At 65.4% G+C, this 14,453-nt stretch carries 14 protein-coding genes; 3 read left to right on the top strand and 11 right to left on the bottom strand.

Annotation, left to right across the window (positions count from 1 at the left end):
- Nucleotides 1–191 precede the first annotated feature (191 nt).
- Nucleotides 192–1,346, top strand: coding sequence for an acyl-CoA dehydrogenase family protein (locus tag GLP40_RS28755; protein WP_154791151.1), 1,155 nt, complete (start codon nucleotides 192–194; stop codon nucleotides 1,344–1,346).
- A gap of 67 nt (nucleotides 1,347–1,413) precedes the next feature.
- Nucleotides 1,414–3,459, top strand: a complete 2,046-nt coding sequence (locus GLP40_RS28750) for an NADPH-dependent 2,4-dienoyl-CoA reductase (protein ID WP_328290787.1) — start codon at nucleotides 1,414–1,416, stop codon at nucleotides 3,457–3,459.
- Nucleotides 3,460–3,970: 511 nt separating this feature from the next.
- Here the strand turns inward: GLP40_RS28750 and GLP40_RS28745 are convergent.
- From GLP40_RS28745 to GLP40_RS28700, 10 genes are all read right to left on the bottom strand, one after another.
- The gene (locus tag GLP40_RS28745; protein WP_154791150.1) at nucleotides 3,971–4,144 is read right to left on the bottom strand and encodes a hypothetical protein; all 174 of its coding nucleotides are present in this window, start codon (nucleotides 4,142–4,144) and stop codon (nucleotides 3,971–3,973) included.
- The gene (locus tag GLP40_RS28740; protein ID WP_328290786.1) at nucleotides 4,141–4,635 is read right to left on the bottom strand and encodes a hypothetical protein; all 495 of its coding nucleotides are present in this window, start codon (nucleotides 4,633–4,635) and stop codon (nucleotides 4,141–4,143) included. The genes GLP40_RS28745 and GLP40_RS28740 overlap by 4 nt, the downstream gene beginning before the upstream one ends.
- A 147-nt stretch (nucleotides 4,636–4,782) precedes the next feature.
- Nucleotides 4,783–5,742, bottom strand: a complete 960-nt coding sequence (locus GLP40_RS28735) for an MlaD family protein (protein ID WP_154791148.1) — start codon at nucleotides 5,740–5,742, stop codon at nucleotides 4,783–4,785.
- Entirely contained in the window at nucleotides 5,739–6,782 is a 1,044-nt protein-coding gene (locus GLP40_RS28730) for an MlaD family protein (RefSeq protein WP_328290785.1), read from the bottom strand. The genes GLP40_RS28735 and GLP40_RS28730 overlap by 4 nt, the downstream gene beginning before the upstream one ends.
- A 23-nt stretch (nucleotides 6,783–6,805) precedes the next feature.
- Nucleotides 6,806–7,900 (bottom strand): MlaD family protein, encoded by a 1,095-nt coding sequence (locus GLP40_RS28725; RefSeq protein WP_196054825.1) that lies wholly within the window; start codon nucleotides 7,898–7,900, stop codon nucleotides 6,806–6,808.
- On the bottom strand, nucleotides 7,900–8,940 hold the full coding sequence (locus tag GLP40_RS28720) for an MlaD family protein (protein ID WP_154791145.1): 1,041 nt from the start codon (nucleotides 8,938–8,940) through the stop codon (nucleotides 7,900–7,902). Before GLP40_RS28720 ends, GLP40_RS28725 begins: the two co-directional genes overlap by 1 nt.
- Complete coding sequence (locus tag GLP40_RS28715) at nucleotides 8,928–9,938, bottom strand: MlaD family protein (protein ID WP_154791144.1); 1,011 nt, start codon at nucleotides 9,936–9,938, stop codon at nucleotides 8,928–8,930. Before GLP40_RS28715 ends, GLP40_RS28720 begins: the two co-directional genes overlap by 13 nt.
- On the bottom strand, nucleotides 9,935–10,978 hold the full coding sequence (locus tag GLP40_RS28710; RefSeq protein WP_154791143.1) for an MlaD family protein: 1,044 nt from the start codon (nucleotides 10,976–10,978) through the stop codon (nucleotides 9,935–9,937). Before GLP40_RS28710 ends, GLP40_RS28715 begins: the two co-directional genes overlap by 4 nt.
- A gap of 5 nt (nucleotides 10,979–10,983) precedes the next feature.
- Nucleotides 10,984–11,847, bottom strand: a complete 864-nt coding sequence (locus tag GLP40_RS28705; protein WP_154791142.1) for an ABC transporter permease — start codon at nucleotides 11,845–11,847, stop codon at nucleotides 10,984–10,986.
- Nucleotides 11,847–12,692 carry an MlaE family ABC transporter permease gene (locus GLP40_RS28700; protein ID WP_154791245.1) on the bottom strand — a complete coding sequence of 282 codons (846 nt, stop codon included), beginning with the start codon at nucleotides 12,690–12,692 and terminating at the stop codon, nucleotides 11,847–11,849. The genes GLP40_RS28705 and GLP40_RS28700 overlap by 1 nt, the downstream gene beginning before the upstream one ends.
- Before the next feature lie 289 nt (nucleotides 12,693–12,981).
- Here GLP40_RS28700 and GLP40_RS28695 point away from each other — a divergent pair, with 289 nt between their 5' ends.
- Nucleotides 12,982–13,620 carry a TetR/AcrR family transcriptional regulator gene (locus GLP40_RS28695; protein ID WP_154791141.1) on the top strand — a complete coding sequence of 213 codons (639 nt, stop codon included), beginning with the start codon at nucleotides 12,982–12,984 and terminating at the stop codon, nucleotides 13,618–13,620.
- Between the two features lie 464 nt (nucleotides 13,621–14,084).
- Here GLP40_RS28695 and GLP40_RS28690 read toward each other — a convergent pair whose 3' ends face one another.
- Entirely contained in the window at nucleotides 14,085–14,306 is a 222-nt protein-coding gene (locus GLP40_RS28690; RefSeq protein ID WP_154791140.1) for a hypothetical protein, read from the bottom strand.
- Nucleotides 14,307–14,453 lie beyond the last annotated feature (147 nt).

The following is a 14,453-nucleotide window of genomic DNA, read 5'->3' as shown; positions in this document are numbered from 1 at the left end:
TTAGCACGATGCGATCGCCTTCACAACCAGGATCAGCGCTCGCATCACATCGTTAAGGGATCGCCACCCGAGGCCGCTCCGACACGGGAGCCGCAGTCAGGACTACCAGTCTTAGTGAATTTAAAGTAACTTATGTTCTGCACGAAGCGGGATACGACTGTGTTCAGCGTGCCCCTTGGGAAGGAGTACTGATGGAGTTCATCGAGACCGAACACGAAGGCGCACTGCGCGAAGCGGTGACGAATGTCGTGCGCAAGTTCGGTGGCGACTACTACGCCGCCAAGGCGATGGCGGGCGAGCCCACCACCGAGCTGTGGCAGGCATTGGGTGATGCGGGCTTCATCGGGGTCAATCTGCCGGAGGACTGCGGCGGCGGCGGCGCCGGACTCGCCGAACTCACGATCGTCACCGAAGCGTCGGCCAGCGCGGGCTGTCCGCTGTTGTTGCTCCTGGTGTCCGGCGCGATCTGCGGTGAGGTGATCGCCCACTACGGCACCGAGGAACAGCGTGCGCGCTGGCTGCCGCCGCTCGCCTCCGGCCGCACGAAGATGGCTTTCGCGATCACCGAACCGGACGCCGGATCCAACTCACACAAGCTCTCGACAACCGCCGAACGCGACGGCGACGAGTGGATCCTGCGCGGCACCAAGTACTACATCTCGGGCGTGGACGAAGCCGACGCGGTGCTGGTGGTGACCCGAACCGGAATCGATCCGGATACCGGACGGGGACAGCTGACACTGTTCATCGTGGACTCCGACGCGCCCAACCTGGTCCGCCAGCCGTTGCCGGTCGCCGCCCAGTTGCCCGAGAAGCAGTTCACCCTCTTCTTCGACGGCGTCCGGGTCGGCGCCGACCGGCTCGTCGGAAGCGAAGGGGACGGTTTCGTCCAGGTCTTCCACGGGCTCAACCCCGAACGCATTCTCGGTGCGGCGCTGTGTGTCGGCATCGGGCGCTACGCGTTGCAGCGAGCCGCGGATTACGCCCGCGAACGTTCCGTGTGGGGCAGCCCCATCGCAAAGCACCAGGGTGTCTCGCATGCGTTGGCCAAGGCGAAGATCGAGGTCGAGGCGGCGGCGCTGATGACCGCCCGCGCGGCATGGCTGCACGATCAGGGCGAGCACGCGGGAGAAGCGGCGAACATGGCCAAGTACGCCGCCGCGGAAGCCGCTCTCGCCGCCGTGGACGCGGCCATTCAGACCCACGGCGGCAACGGGATGTCTGTCGAATACGGCCTGATCCCCCTATGGGGTCTCGCGCGCGTGCTGCGCATCGCACCCGTGAATCGCGAGATGGTCCTCAATTACGTTGCCCAGCACAGCCTGGGCTTGCCGAAGTCGTACTGACCTACCTCCCGGCTCACCCCCGCCGTCGAGTCGAACCACGCCCGACCAGCCCTACCCTGGAGTCCTCGTGACGCGACCGCTGTCAACCGTTTCACATCCGCGCCTGCTGGCCCCGCTGCGCCTGGGCCCGGTCACGCTGCCCAACCGCATGGTGATGGGCGCGATCCACACCCGCCTGGAAACCCTCGACCGACCGGCGGAGCGATTGGCCGCCTTCTACGGCGAACGAGCCCGCGGCGGAGTCGGGCTCATCATCACCGGCGCCTACTCGCCTCATCCCGACGGCCGCTTCGACGCCCACGACTCCGGTGTCATGGACGACACGCACGAGCTCGACACACACCGCGCGATGTGCGAGGCGGTGCACGAGGCTGGGTCTTCGATCGTGCTGCAGCTACTGCACGGCGGTCGTTACGCCAAAGTGCCCGAGTGCGTTGGCCCGTCCGCGCAACGCGCCAGCATCAACCGGTACGCGCCGCGGGTACTCGACACCGCCGAGATCTGGGAGATCATCGATCAGTACGTCCACGCCGCGGAGCTGGCGCGAGGGGTCGGCTATGACGGCGTCGAAATCATGGGCTCCGAGGGCTACCTCATCAATGAGTTCGTCTCCCCGCGAACCAACGATCGCACCGACGAATTCGGCGGCGATCTCGACGGCCGGCTCCGGTTGCCGGTGGAGATCGTGCGCCGGATTCGCGAGCGCCTCGGTCCCGATTTCCTTCTCATCTATCGCATCTCCTCGACCGAGCTCGTCGAGGACGGCATGACCGGCGACGAGATCACCGAACTCGCCCGCCGGGTCGAGGCGGCCGGCGCCGACGCCATCAATACCGGCATCGGCTGGCACGAGTCGGCCGTGCCCACCATCGCGGCGAGCGTTCCGCGCGCGGCGTGGGCCTTCGCCGTCCGTCGTATCAAGGCGGCGGTCTCCGTTCCCGTGATCGCCTCCAACCGAATCAACGATCCGGACGTCGGCGAGGCGCTGCTCGAGGACGGGACCGCGGATCTGGTTTCCATGGCGCGCCCGTTGCTGGCCGATCCCGACTTCGCGCTCAAGGTGCGCACCGGCCGCGCCGACGAGATCAATACATGCATCGCCTGCAACCAGGCGTGCCTGGATCGCATCTTCACCGATCGCACGGCCTCGTGCATGGTCAACCCGCGGGCTGGGCGGGAGCTCGAGTTCCTCACCGAATCGGCCGCCGTTCGCAAGCGCATCGGAGTCGTCGGGGGCGGACCGGCCGGTATGGCGTTCGCGCTCACCGCCGCCGAGCGCGGCCATGCCGTGACCCTCTACGATGCGGCGGACGAGCTCGGCGGACAATGGAACCTGGCCAAAGTCGTTCCCGGCAAATCCGAATTCGACCAGTCCATCCGCTACCACCGTGTCCGTCTGCAACGCGTCGGTGTCGACGTGCGGCTGGGCAAGCCGGTGGACGCCGATGAACTGGCCGCCGAGGAATACGACGAGATCGTTCTGGCCACGGGTGTGACACCGCGGCGACCAGAGGTGCCCGGCATCGACCACCCGAAGGTGGTGTCCTACGTCGAGGTCCTGTCCGGTCGCGTCACGCCCGGGCCACGAGTGGCCGTTATCGGCGCCGGCGGCATCGGATTCGACACCGCCGAATTCCTCGTCGGCAATCCACGATCGTCGCTCGACTCCCAGCTGTTCCTCCGCGAATGGGGTGTGGCCGAGCCGGATTCGGGTCGGCGCGGGGACCTGGCCGAGTCGTCGACGGAGACCCGGCCCGCCCACGACATCACCATGTTCCAGCGGAAACCCGAAGCGATGGGCCGCGGCTTGGGCAAGACCACTGGCTGGATCCTGCGCAGTCGACTACGCAAAGCGGGCGTCGCCGAGGTGACCGGCGCGCAGTACGACCGCATCGACGACGAGGGCCTGCACTACACCGTGGCCGGCCAGACCCATGTTCACGAGTGCGACACGATCATCGTGTGCGCGGGCCAGGAGAGCAATCGCGCGCTTCACCATGCGCTCGCCGAGCGCGGCATCGAAACCCGGCTGATCGGCGGCGCCAATATCGCCGCCGAACTGGACGCCGTCGGCGCCATCGACGAGGCCACCCGCCTGGCGAGCGCGATCTGACCGATACGCCGATCCGACCCTGTTCAGGGTCGGATCGGCGCCACCTCCGGTCCTCGCCAACCGTCGAAGCCCCCGACTTCGACCGTGCCCACGTCGAGGACGACCCGCGGCGGATCGCACGTTACGAGGCGATGATCGATCACCAGACTCTTCACCAAGGCGACGCCGGAATCCGTCTCGCTGACCTGTGACCGGGTCCGCGAGACGGGTACCATCGCCCGTCCGCCAATGGATTTTCCACCTCGAGCCAGCATTCTCGTCACTTCCCCTACCGGTTTGCCGCCACGTATTCGGACCGACGCCAGCCACTTCGCGAACAGTCCTATCCCGAAAACGAATCCTGCCTGTGTACAACACAATCGACCAATCCGAGCAACGCGATACTCGGGTCACACACTGCGCATGGGTCACTGCAACGACGCACCCCCGGCAACGGCAGTGCCCCGGTCTCGCGGGCGCGACCTCTCGTTCGCGCCCGCGAGACCTCCCCCACCACCGCAGACAGAAGATCTCAGCCGGTGGACTCGAATCGGGTGTGCTCTCCGCCCAAGGCACCGCACACCCAGGATTCGTGCCCGGTATCCGAGCCGGGGCACGAATCCTGGGATGCCAGTGGGCCATCGGTCGCGCTGGCAATGCTCACGTAGTCGAGTCCCGAGGCCCGCAGCTCTTTCCCGTCCGTCATTTCACAGGCAAGGCACCATCGAGGCCGCCCACATCGGTGATCTTCCAATCGGAGTTCCGGTCCACGGTGACGCTGTAAGTGACGGTGGTTTGGGTGCTCTGGGGTGTCTGCGCACTCGTCGAGGTGACGTTGAGGAACACGTTGACCTTGAAGATTCCGCTCGATTCCGACATGACCTTCGCGGTGATCGGAGTCGCTGTCGAACTCCATTGCAGCGGAGTGAGAATCGCCTGCAGTTGCGGGGCGGTGCTCTTGAACCTGTCGGCCAGCTGCGGCGAGGTGCCCGCCTGCAACTTGCCGAGCCATGCAGCGGCGTCCTTGTAGTCGATCGTCGACGCGCCCACCGCATAGTCTGACGCGACCTGCTCGGCCCTTCCGTTGTCGCGGACGACAGCATCGCGCGCAGCGAGATCGTCACGGGTCGACCACAGCAGCACCGCGAGGACCACGATCGCGGCGACGGCGAGCAGGGCCCCGGCCGCGGTCGTCACTGTGGACAACCGCAGTGAAAAGGTCCAGCGCGCGCCGGAATGTGGTGCCGCGGGGGCTTCCTCGTGTGCGTCGGTCGCTGATTCGAGGGTCTCGGTAGTCATTATCTGTCCGCCTTACTGTTACCGATGGATCATCTGACGTCTGGATCATTTGACGTCGATGGACAACTGCAACGACCGGCCATCGCCGGTGGCGTGCAGCGCCTGACTGATGAGGCTGCCGAGGTCGATTCGCCCCGCGGCGGCGGTCGCGTCCGTGACAGCGGGCTGGAGCACCGGAGCAAGCCCGAGCAGATCGGGTCCGATCTTCTCCAGCCGACCGTCGAGCTGCTGCAGGAAAGGCAACAGCCCGGTGCCGGTGACGTAGTCGTCGGGAACCTTGCCGATACGCAAGACCGATTCGACCTTGTCCACGACCCGCTTCACCCACACGCCGAATTGCCCCCAGTAGGGTCCGCCGGCGTCCATGTCCGGTCCCATCCAGTCGATATCGGCGCCGAGCGCCTGCAGATTGCTCATCAACTCCCGCAGTTGGGGTGTGCGGCTGAGCAGGGTGGCGGCGAGAAGGTCGGTCGACCGCGAGAGCTCGGGCACGATCTGCTCGGTGCCGGACAAGCCCTGCAGGAAGGTATCGACAAGTGAGGAAATGGCTTTCGGATCGACCTGGGCCAGGAGACCGGTGACGGCACGCGCCATCTCCGGGATGGAAGGCGGTGCGGTCAGTTTCGCGGTGTCGATGCGCTGTCCGTCGCGGAGGTAGGGACCGCCCGCACCTTTCGGTGCGAACTCCACGTACGGCTCACCCAGCGCGGACAGCTGCTCGATGGACACCGAACTCGCCGCGGGAACGCGGTATTCGTCGCGGACGCGCAGCTGAACCTGCGCGCCGGTGCTTACCACCGACACCGCTGTGATCTCGCCGATCTTCACGCCCGATAGCAGCACGGCGGAATGCTGAACCAGCCCGGCCGAATCCGGCAGCGCCATGGTGAAGGTGTCGTATCGGGTGAGCCAGTCGACTCGGACGACGCCGAAGCTCATGTAGGACACGCCGACCACGAAGACGGCTGTGATCGCTCCCAGAGACAGCAACGAACTCGGTTTCACCGCACGGCTCCGATCATGCGCAGGGTGGCCAGGATTCGATCCACCTGGTCATCGCCGGGGATCGGCGCGGCGTCCGCGATATGCAAGCCGGTGATGTTCACCTTGGGGCCCTTCTCGACGAACGGAATCACCACATCGCGCAGCAGCGAGGTCAGGCGATTGAGGTTGGAGGGCGCGTTCAGGTCCAGCGGCCGTCCCGTGAACAGCAGCGGGACAAGCGCTTCAGCGGCGGCGTCACCCGAGACGACGATCGAGTGGAGCCAATCGACGCCGTGGAGGATGGTGCCGATCGCCCCCAGCAGGCCCAGCATGCGCGCGATCGAGGTGGTGGCGACCGTGACCTGCGTCGCGCCGTCCTTCGACAGCAGCTCGGCCAGACCGTCGCGCACCTGCGCGATCGAATCCACATCGGCCTCCAGTGTGCGGCCCAACGCCGATACCTGATCCAGATGGGTCGCGAGGTCGGTGAAATCGGTCCCCAGCAGACTCGACAGGCTGGCGGTCTCACGCGGGTCGGCGGGCAGGCCGGCATTGAGCCGATTGACGATGTCCTGGAACTGCGTGACCGCTCCCCCGCCGACGAAGGTCGCCAAGCCACTGAGCAGGTCCTCGATCTGCAGCGGCGGGCGAGTTCGGTCGAGCGGGATGAGACCGTTGTCGGGTATCGTCGCGCCGAATCCGTCCGGGGGCGTGGTCAACGCGAGGTAGATGTCACCCAGGACCGTGTTCTGGCGCAGTTGCGCGGTGGTCGAGGCCGGTAGCCGGACTCCCCGCGAGATGTCCACGTCGGCAATGACATACCCCTTGCCGTTCGCGGACGGGTCGATCACGCGGACGCTGTCGAGGCTGCCGATGGTGCGCCCGTTGGCGGTGACCTTGGCATGCGCCGGCAAGTTGAGCGCACTCGAGAACTCGATGTGCACCCGGTAGGTCGGGCCGGAGACAGTGCTGCCCGGCACCGGGATCGACGTGGGATCGAAGCCGCAGCCTGCCAGAGCCGAACCCACGCTCACCGCCACGGCGAGCGCCGAAAAACGCACTGCTGCAAGAGTTTTGCTGCTCTTCATCGGGCACCCGCCATTCCGAGCACGATTCCCGCCAGATTCATACCCGCCAGTCCCCCGCCCGCGTCCGCGCATCTGCCCGGCATGACCGCGTTCAACGCCGCGCAGATCTGATCCGCGTCGGATTGCGGCATGGCCACGTGCGGGGCCGCGTAGATCAGTTTGGGCATGCCGGTCGCCTGATCCGTCGATTGCTGAAATGCCGAGATGAGAGTCGGTACCATGCCGATCAGTTGACGGACGCTGCCGATATGCGCGGCCAGCAGGTGCAGATACGGTGCGGCGGCATCGATTCCACCGAGCAGCGGCCCACCGTACTGCCGGGCGAGGCCGTTGAGCCACGGCACCAAAAAGCGCAGCGATTCTCCGATTTCCCAGCCCTGCATGAGAATATCGTTGTCGGTCAGGTCGAAGAGCGGACCGAATCCCGCCAGGGTCGCCTTGATCTCGGGCCAGTTGGCCAGCGCGCTGGACGAAAGCGACGCCAGCGCGTCGATGAGTTCGCCGATGTGGCCGATCGCGGCATCCGGGGAATTCAAGGCCGCACCGAGCGTGCGGATCATTTCGTTCATCCGCGGTCCAGTGCCCGACGTCGCGTCGTTCAGGGCGTTCATTCCCCCCGCGACCGCGCCACCGCCATCGGCGTTGAGCTGTTTGGACAGATCGGTAATAGCGGCGAGGGTCCTCGTCATGCTCTTGGGCGTCAGGGTCTTGGTGATGCACTCACCGGGATTCCAGCGATTCGCGGCCTTCCCGTCGGACAGCACAGCAAGGTTGCGATCGGCGGCGAGCGTGTCGGACACGGTCGTCGCGCTCACCGCGCCCCTCAGCGGATGAGCCCGTTCGACCGCGAAATCGACTCGTACCGTGCCGTTCTCGGGTCGGATGCCGGTGACGGAGCCCACGGTGATCCCGAGCATCGTCACATGGTTGCCCGGATAGAGTCCGATGGCGTCGGGCATGATCGCGCAATAGCTCTGCATTGCCCGAGGCGGTGTCACGACCGTCAGGTACGCCGCGGTCGCGGCCGCGGTCAGGACCAGTGCGCCGAGCATGGAGATGAACCCGCGCGAGGCGAGGAAGCGGTACAGCATCAGCACCCCTGTCCGGGAAGCGGAATGCATACCGCGGGCAGCGAGACCGTCGTCGCGGACCGGTCGACCGTAATGTCTCCGGTGGGGCTTATCAGCGATTGCAGATGCTGCCCCATGGCGCTCAGTGAGGTGATCACTCCGTCGAGACGCTGTCCCAGCTCCTGCAGCTGCGGCAGGGCAGCGACGAAAGCATCGGACATCGGCTTCAACGTGGTGTTCCAGCTGGGTTCCAGTGCGGCGAGCCGCGACGTGAGGTCGGCGGTCATGACCATCGCCCGACGGATCTCCGACCGTTTGGCGGCCGTGACGGTCTCGATCTCTCCGATGCTGCCGATCAGCTGACCGACCCGGGATTTCACCGAGTCGAGCGTGGTGGCGAATTCGGAGGCGACGGTCAGCGTCCGCGAGATGTCGGCGTTCTGGTGCTGCAGGATGGCGACGATCGAGTCCAGCGCGGTGCCCATCTGGCGGATGCCGTCGGGTGTGGTGGTCAGCGCGTCTCGCAGAGCGGTGAAGTTCTCACGCAGTGTGCCCGCGTCGATGTTCCCGATGGGCGCGGCCGCGTCCCTGAAGGTCTGTACCAGGCTGTACGGCAGCGAAACACGGTCGACAGAGATAGATTTCGACCCCAGCGCCTTGGTCCCCGATGGCTGAACGGCGACATAGTGCCCGCCGGCGACGGTGAGCATGCGGATTTCGAGAGTGGTCTGGTCGCCGACGGCGACATGCGAGTCGACGGTGAACTTCATGCGCACCCGGTCGTCGAGCAGGTCGAGCGCGGTGACCGCTCCCACCGGGACTCCCGCTATCCGCACGCTGTCACCAACCTTCACCGAGCCCGCTTCGGCGAGCTCGGCCGTATAGGTCGATTTACCGAGCGGCACCACGTAAACGACACCGGCGGCGATCAGGATCCCCACCACGACGGCCGCGCCGACAATCCCGAACCGCAGCTCGCGATGCGCTCGTGCCGCCGCGTGATCGACCGGGAATTGCCCGCGTCGCATCCGTCCCGTCCAGAGTCGGCTCAGCCGTTGCATATCGAAATCCTTTGTCCTGCGATGAGCACCTGCAGCGCTGTGGGCACCGGTGCGTTTCCTTTCGAGCAGGGCGGTGTCGCGGCCGAATTCGCCGCGGGCAGTTGTGCATTCAAGGTCTCCAGCAGTCCGGGCAGCCTGCCGAGCAGATCGACGGCAGCCTGGGGATCCGGGAACACCGCCCGCAGCAGGCTGTCGAGATCCGGATTGGCGCCCGGGGTCAGCCCGAGCGTCGCCGCCAGCTCATCGAGCGGTTCCAGCACCGAGGGGGCGGTATCGGCGAGGTCGACGACACCCTCCACCTCCTGCCGCAGCACCACGAACACCTGCACCAGTCCCCCGAGCAGCGTGACCGTCTCCGGTGACCGGCCGCCGAGCTGGTCGGCGACGCCGCGCATGTTGTGGATCAAGACCGAGATCACCGCCTGCCGGTCGCTGACGTAGCCGCTGAGCTTGTCGATGGCGTCGAGTGCGGGGCCGATGCCCTTGCCGTCGCCCTCGATGACGGCCAGCAGGCTGGTGCTGAACTGGTTCAGCGCCTCGGGTGAGAACTCGGCCAGGACGGGTTTGAGCCCGTTGAACAACTTGGTGATGTCGAATGACGGCGTGGTGTGGTCGACGCCGACGGTCGCGCCCGCGGCGAGCCGGATACCCGGCCGATCCGGTTGCCGCACATCGACATAACGCTGTCCGGTCAGACTCTGGTAGCGGATGGCCAGCGTGCTCGTGTCGTACACCGGCCGGTCGTCGCGCACCGTGAGCTGGACACGGGCTTTGTTGCCGGCGTCGAGAGTGAGCGAATCCACCTTGCCGACCTGCACCCCGTACATGCGCACGTCATCGCCGGACTCGAGCCCGTTGGCGTCGGTGAACAACGCCGTGTAGTGGTCGACCCGACCGGCCACGGGACGCTCGATGGCCTGCACGATCACCGTCGCCAGCACGGCCATCGCCGCCACGAACAGCGCCAACCGCCAGATGACACCCGACAGTGACTTCATCGTCCACCTCCGGGCGCGCCCGACACGGCGCCGAGCAAGGGTTGCGCCAGACCAGGCATCCCGCGCAGCGTCACGTCCAGATTCAATACCGGCCCGTCCGGAGACTGCTGGAAGGCACCGCCGATCGAATCGAGGAGCTGTCGCAGTTCCGCGCTGGAACGCTGCGGATCCGGAACGGTATGCGCGAGGGCCGTGAACAACGGTGCGAGCATGTCGGTGTAGGGCCCCAGGTACCGATTCGCGACCGCGCCGGTCGCGCCGATGGCGGGAAAGAGCTGACTGGCCACCAGGTCCACCCCGTTGTCGAACCATTCGCGGTCGTTGCGCAATACCTCGATATGCCCGAAGCTGCTCAGCTGCACGACGCTTCCGGACAGCAGCGATGGGAAGCCCGACAGGCCCTGGGCGTAGTTCCCGACCAGCTCCGAGGGCACCAGGCGCTGTGTTTCGGCGGCGAGACGCGTGGTGGTGATCAGCGCTTCCAGGATCGGGGCGAAGGCGGTCACATCGGCGGCGACCTGGGTCAGCAATTGGGTCAGATGCGGCGTCATCACATTGGGGAGCACGTCCGACAGCGACCGCAACAGCGCCCCCATGGTGGCGTCGTGCACTCGATTCGCGTGCGTGCGGGTCAGATCCACGACCGACCCGCCGTGCACGGGGGTACCGCCCTGTCCGCGCGACAACTCGAGCTCGCTGATTCCGAACAGGTTGCTGGGGACATAGTCGACCGCGAGCTGATCGGTGAGTCCAGGAATCCCGGAGTCGTTGAACGCCAGGGTGATCCGTTGTCGACCCGAGCCCGCGTCGGAGATGTTGTCGACGGTTCCGACTACCACGCCGTCGATCCGGACTCCGGAGCCGACGACGATGCCGTCGCCGATCTGCTCGGTCAGCAGTTCCACGCGCATGTGCCCGTCGTCTCTGGGCCAGCCGACCCAGGTCAGACCGACCCCCACGATCACCGCGGCCACCGCGGAACCGATCGCGAGCACCCGGCGCCGTGAGGTCGATATTCCGGGAATGGTGTAATTCGGCATCTGCTCTACCCCGTGAACTCGATCGACGAGTGCACGCCCCACAGCACGATGCTCAGCACCATGTCCAGCGCGATCACCGCGACGAAACTCGCCCGCACCGCCCGCCCGGAGGCAATACCCACGCCCTCGGGGCCGCCGCTGGCGAAAAAACCTTGATAGCAATGGATCAGGATGACCGCGGTGGCGAACACCAGCACCTTGATGGTCGCGGCTATGACGTCCCATCCGCTGACGAACTGGAAGAAGTAGTGGTCGTACACTCCGGCGGCTTGGCCGTGCAGGGCCACGATCATCGTCTGGCACGACAGGTAGCCGAGAATCAGCGCGACCAGGAAGGTCGGCACCACTGCCACCGCGCCCGCGATCACCCGCGTGCTGACCACGAATGGAATCGATCGCAGCCCAAGTGATTCCAGCGCATCGATCTCCTCCGAGATCCGCATCGCGCCGATCTCCGCGGTCATCCGGCAACCGGCCTGTGCGGCGAACCCGATACCGGCGGCGATCGGGGCCAGCTCCCGGGTGTTGGCGAACGAGGAGATGATGCCGGTCAGCGGGCCCATACCCAGCATGTCGAGCGTGGCGAAGGACTCGATGCCCGTACCGGCGCCCATCGCCAGACCGAGCACGATGAGCATCGGGACGGTGCCGCCGCCGACAATGATCGAGCCGTTCCCCCACGTCATATCGGTGATGGCCCGGATGGTCTGGGCCCGATAATGGCGCGCCGCCAACGGAATCGACGTGAGTACCTGCCATGCGAATTCGGCGGCGAACCCGAGATTCTCGACCGGGGACGCCACGTTGTGCGATCGCATGAACCGCGCGAGGTGGCGGAGGCCCTTGGGCGTGTAGGGAGCCGCGGCCATCACGCCAGCCTCACGGGGAGGAACATCGCGGTGAGCTGTGTGATGGCCAAGTTCACCAGGACCAGCGCGACGACCGACAGCACCACCGCGGCGTTCACACCGTCGGCGACGCCGCGCGGACCGCCCTTGGCTTCCAGGCCGCGCTGGCAGGCGATGACGGCGACAAGTAGGCCGAACAGCGCTGATTTCGCCAGTGACACAAAGACATCCGCGACAACGGTGAACGAGCCGAAGGTCAGCCAGTAGCTGCCGGAGGTCACCCCCTGGGCGGTCACCGCGACGAGATACCCGGCGGTGACGCCCACGAAGATGATCAAGATATTGAGCAGCGGCGCGATCAGCACCATCGCCACGACACGTGGAATGACCAGCCGGTGCACCGGATCGACGCCCATCACCCGCAGCGCGTCGATCTCCTCCCGAATGGTCCGGGCCCCGAGGTCCGCCCCGATCGCCGCCGCACCGGCTCCGCCGAGCAGTAGACCGGTCGCGACCGGCGCACCCTGCTTGATCACCCCGAGTCCGCCGGCCGCGCCGATGAGCGAATCCGCACCCAGCTGATGGATCAGATTGCCCACCTGGACCGACACGATGACACCGAACGGAATCGCCATGAGAATGGCGGGCAAAGCGGTGACCGAGACGAAATACCAACCCTGAAAAAGGGTTTCACGCCACTGGAAGCGTCGGCGCGCGATATCGCCGACCGCGCCTATTGCGGAATGACACCCCAGTTCGACCGCTCGGCCGAAGGTCCGCAACGCAGACACAGCGGTGTCGGAGACGTTCTTCCGGATGACGCGCCTGACCGAGGGCCGTTCGACGAATTCGGCCGCCGGCAGCATTACTTCTGTGCCTGTGGACATTTTTCCCCTGGATCCAGCGGCTGACCCAACGCTGGTTTGATCTGAACTGTTGAAAAACTATTGTTCCGATGTTTCATTGGTGGTGCTCGTCACACTAGCTGCCGCAAAGGATTCTGGCTAGTCCATCAGGCAGACGGTTGTACATCACCGATCAGGAGAGGAAATGTGGGCAAATGACCAATTCAATTACCCAGCAGCGGTATGCGTTACCGCCGAACGGACGCGACAGCGGGCCAGGCCATGATGGCCCGACAGCTAGGATGCGCACATGGATCTGACGAAACTGCTGAGCGGAAACCAAGAGCCCAACCCGCGAGGCCAGGCCGATCCAGAGCAATTGCGCATATTGGCCGCAGCACGGACCGAGTTCGTGGATCACGGCTTCCGAACGGCCGCCGTAGGGAACATCTGCAGGCGAGCCCGTGTCTCCCGGCCGACGCTGTACCGCCGCTTCGGCGACAAGGACGCGATATTCCGTGCCGTGATCAGCAACGAGGCTGTCAGCTACTTCTCGAGCATCACCACCGACATTCTGGCGATCGACGATCCGGGAGCACGCACCGAGGAAGCATTCGTGCTCGCCGCTCGGGCCGCATATCAGAACGACCTGCTCGCGTCCCTCCGGAAACTCGAACCGGAACTGCTGGCAGACCTTTTCACCGATCCGACCAGCACCAACCGGGAGATGGTCGTTACAGCCATCGCGACGACGCTGAGCACCGAATCCCTGCCCTTCAGCGAAATGCTCGGGCTCGCCGAAGTAATGGTGCGACTGTTCGCATCCCTGCTTTTCGCACCGACCGGAAATCTTCCCATGGAAACCGATGTCTATGCCCGCGCACTGGCGCGCAAGTATTTCGTTCCGATGATCGAGGCCGCCGTACGACGCGCGGCGAACGCCGAATGACTGCAACTTCTTTCGCCGAAGCTGCAATTGCGGAACCGGGTGCCTCGTAGTCGCCGTCGGCGTCGACGACTACGAGGCACCGACGGAGCTGCTGCTCCATTTCAACGAAGAACCGCGTCGTCATGCGCTGAAGTTCGTCCTCGTTGTACACACGAATGGGCTCGGATCGATTGCCCTGAATGAAGGCAGGCGCCGGCTTGCGGAGGGTTCGACGCTCGGGCGCTGCCTGGAACTTCGCCTCGGTCTCGTCCTGTTTGACCTGATCTTGTTTCCTGGTTGCCATGAGGCCCCGGATCTCCTTGATCGACATTGATCGCGCAGGCAGTCACAGTGGAACGCATCGCGACAACGCTCATACCTGACAACACCTGCACCCTACAATCGTCTAGTAGGATACGGGCGTTGTCAAGACTGGCCGAAGACTTACATCGATGCCATCCCCCGAGAAAGCTGGTCAACACCGGTCACGAACCAAGGAACAGCCGCTCACACGGCAGGCGCGGCAGCAGCCGCAGGTCGTCGATGGTGTCGCATATCAATTCGATTGCACACCAACGCCTTTGACGCCAATCGTGAATCAAATTACGCGCCGCCGCAGCAGTGGCCGTGTAATCGAAGACGATGCCGGCCAGCCAGATTCGCACATGAACATCACCTTCGGGCGGAAGCCATTCATCGGCGGTCATCGCCGGTCGCCGTCCTCAGTCATGATCGTGTCAACCTTTCCGGTGACGCACTAGCCGTAGGACTCGCCTAGGGCGGGCTTGGCCAGGGACTCCGACGGGGCGAAGCAAGCGCCGTAGCATACTTCCAGCTCCCGCCACCCTGGCATT

It is taken from the genome of Nocardia aurantiaca, assembly GCF_009708175.1.
In the GTDB taxonomy this organism is placed as follows: Bacteria; Actinomycetota; Actinomycetes; order Mycobacteriales; family Mycobacteriaceae; genus Nocardia; species Nocardia aurantiaca.
This window is presented reverse-complemented; position numbering and strand designations above follow the sequence as displayed.

What these genes read in the sequence shown, in the direction of transcription:
- GLP40_RS28755 (WP_154791151.1), top strand. Translation starts at nt 192, where the DNA reads ATGGAGTTCATCGAGACCGAACACGAAGGCGCACTGCGCGAAGCGGTG.
- GLP40_RS28745 (WP_154791150.1), bottom strand. Translation starts at nt 4,144, where the DNA reads ATGACGGACGGGAAAGAGCTGCGGGCCTCGGGACTCGACTACGTGAGC.
- GLP40_RS28725 (WP_196054825.1), bottom strand. Translation starts at nt 7,900, where the DNA reads ATGCTGTACCGCTTCCTCGCCTCGCGCGGGTTCATCTCCATGCTCGGC.
- GLP40_RS28720 (WP_154791145.1), bottom strand. Translation starts at nt 8,940, where the DNA reads ATGCAACGGCTGAGCCGACTCTGGACGGGACGGATGCGACGCGGGCAA.
- GLP40_RS28715 (WP_154791144.1), bottom strand. Translation starts at nt 9,938, where the DNA reads ATGAAGTCACTGTCGGGTGTCATCTGGCGGTTGGCGCTGTTCGTGGCG.
- GLP40_RS28710 (WP_154791143.1), bottom strand. Translation starts at nt 10,978, where the DNA reads ATGCCGAATTACACCATTCCCGGAATATCGACCTCACGGCGCCGGGTG.
- GLP40_RS28705 (WP_154791142.1), bottom strand. Translation starts at nt 11,847, where the DNA reads ATGGCCGCGGCTCCCTACACGCCCAAGGGCCTCCGCCACCTCGCGCGG.
- GLP40_RS28700 (WP_154791245.1), bottom strand. Translation starts at nt 12,692, where the DNA reads ATGCTGCCGGCGGCCGAATTCGTCGAACGGCCCTCGGTCAGGCGCGTC.
- GLP40_RS28695 (WP_154791141.1), top strand. Translation starts at nt 12,982, where the DNA reads ATGGATCTGACGAAACTGCTGAGCGGAAACCAAGAGCCCAACCCGCGA.
- GLP40_RS28690 (WP_154791140.1), bottom strand. Translation starts at nt 14,306, where the DNA reads ATGACCGCCGATGAATGGCTTCCGCCCGAAGGTGATGTTCATGTGCGA.